This is a genomic window from Brevundimonas sp. SL161, from assembly GCF_049896985.1.
GTDB lineage: Bacteria > Pseudomonadota > Alphaproteobacteria > Caulobacterales > Caulobacteraceae > Brevundimonas.
The window spans coordinates 1-2,066 of the sequence record NZ_JAFCVJ010000070.1; the positions used below are offsets into that span (position 1 = coordinate 1).

At 58.6% G+C, this 2,066-nt stretch carries 1 protein-coding gene and 1 pseudogene; both read left to right on the top strand.

What is annotated here, in order from left to right; translation table 11 throughout:
• Positions 1-119, top strand: a pseudogene (locus ACP7AU_RS17625) (IS30 family transposase); the annotation flags it as partial.
• Positions 120-655: 536 nt separating this feature from the next.
• On the top strand, positions 656-1,990 hold the full coding sequence (locus tag ACP7AU_RS17630; RefSeq protein ID WP_426052266.1) for a histidine kinase dimerization/phospho-acceptor domain-containing protein: 1,335 nt from the start codon (positions 656-658) through the stop codon (positions 1,988-1,990).
• The last annotated feature ends 76 nt before the right edge of the window (positions 1,991-2,066 follow it).

A 2,066-nucleotide genomic window follows, 5' to 3' on the forward strand; every position in this document is an offset into this window, starting at 1 on the left:
CCTGCGTCGAGGACCGCGCCGTCCCCGGCCACTGGGAAGGCGACCTGATCGGCGGATCCCAGAACAGCTACGTCGCCACCCTGGTCGAGCGTCACTCGCGCTACGTGATGCTGGTCAAGCAAGGCTAACGATCACAACGACTACCAAGAAAGGCCGCACAATCAACGACTCTATTTGTTGCGCATTGGGGTAGCCCATCACGTGTTGATCGACCACGCCGCCAATCAAGCCACACCCCACAAGAGCAACTCCAAACCAAAGGAGTGCCGCGATAGCTGCGAGGACGTTAGCGGTGCGCATCCCTGACCTTACCAGACACCGGCATCAAAGTCCGGATTGGGTCGGGATCGGTCAAAGCCTATCAAGCGGAAAGCGGACATTGGAGCAGCGCGCCGGAAGCGGACTTCGCCAAGGTCGGTTCGGGTGGTGAGCAGACATTGGAGCAGATCACCGCCACTCCCTCGGGACGATTTGATGTCTCCGTTAATCAGAAATGAGAAGACCGAGTGCTTGGGTCATCTCGATGAACGACGGTCGGAGAACTATTTTGGATTCTGGGTCAGAAAAACCAACCGTCCACTCGCCCCTGTCCGCGGAGTGGTCTTCGCTGGACGTCCGTGGGCTGGATCTGTCTCTGTCGGGATCACTCGAGGCGATGGTCAGGCTTGCCGAGCGAACTCATCCTGGCTGCGTGGCCAGCATCACGCTCGTGGACTCGGCCGAGGAGCGTCTTCTTCTGGGGGCGGCTCCAAGTCTGCCGGACATCTACAACCAGACGATCAGCGGGTCCGCCGTCGGCCCGGACGCCAACCCATGCGGCACGGCGGCCTTCGGCAACTACCTGGTCGTTGTCGAGGATATTCAGTCTGACCCGCTGTGGGCCAAGTTCAAATCCTTCGCGGCAGAGTTGGGTCTGCGGGCGTGTTGGTCGCAACCCATCCGGGGCCAGGCTGGGCAAGTCCTGGGGGTAATCGCGTTCTATCACTGTGATCCTCGCTTGCCGACAGGCGAGCAGATTCGATCCATTCAGAACTTCTCGGTCCTGGCGGCAACCGTCATCGAAAAGCACGCCGAAAAAGCAGCGAAGGTCGAGGTTGAGCAGCGCCTGTCAAAAACGTGTTTGCGCCTGAGCGAGCTGGAGGATCACGCCCGAGCGCACCAGCGTTCGGTCGCGAAGAGAGAAGAGTTCTATGGGGCGATCATGGAAATGATGCCGGCCCTGCTAGTCGTGAAGGAGGCCCGCACGGGCAAGTTTGTCCTCATTAATCGAGCGGCTGAGGTCGCCACGGGCCTGTCGTCGGCCGAGGCCCTAGGCAAGACAGTTCATGACCTATTTCCCGCCGAAGAGGCGAAACGATCCTGGGACGAGGATCGGGAGGTCATTCTCAGCAAAGAGGTAAAGGTCGAGCAGGGCGCGCTGGTCACAACCCGGGATCGGGGCGAGCGCTATTGGACGACGAGGAAGACCGCGACCTTTGAGAACGGTGAACCGGCCTATATCGTCACCGTAAGCGAGGACGTAACCGAGCAGCACCAGCTGAATCTTGCACTCGAGGCCGCCTTGTGCGCCGCCGAGGCCGCTGGGCGTGCCAAGTCGGCGTTCCTGGCGAACATGAGCCACGAGCTTCGTACGCCCCTGAATGGGATTGTGGCGGCCTCGGACATTCTGACCCGAAAATGCAATCGCCGTGACCAGCTTGAACTGCTGGACATCATTCGCTCATCGTCCGCGACGCTGACGGCCTTGCTGGCCGATTTGTTGGACACAGCCAAGATCGAAGCCGGCGAACTCAAGATCAACAAGGAGGTATTTGATCTACGACAACTAGCGGAATTCAATCACGAAAAATTCAAACTGCAGAACATAAATGCAGGCGTAAGCTATGAACTCGCTATCGAAGAAAGCGTTGGCAGATTTTATTACGGAGATCCGCTGAGACTCCGTCAGGTCCTAGGTGATGTGGACAAAGTGGATTCCCAAATCAGCTGATCGCTGATTCAAGGCTGTTCTTTGCGGAGAGCAGCCATGGTTCGTGGTTTGATGTCGGATGCGGAGTGGGCGTTCT

Excerpts from the sequence above, each read along its gene's own strand:
- ACP7AU_RS17630 (WP_426052266.1), top strand. The coding sequence starts at position 656 with ATGGTCAGGCTTGCCGAGCGAACTCATCCTGGCTGCGTGGCCAGCATC.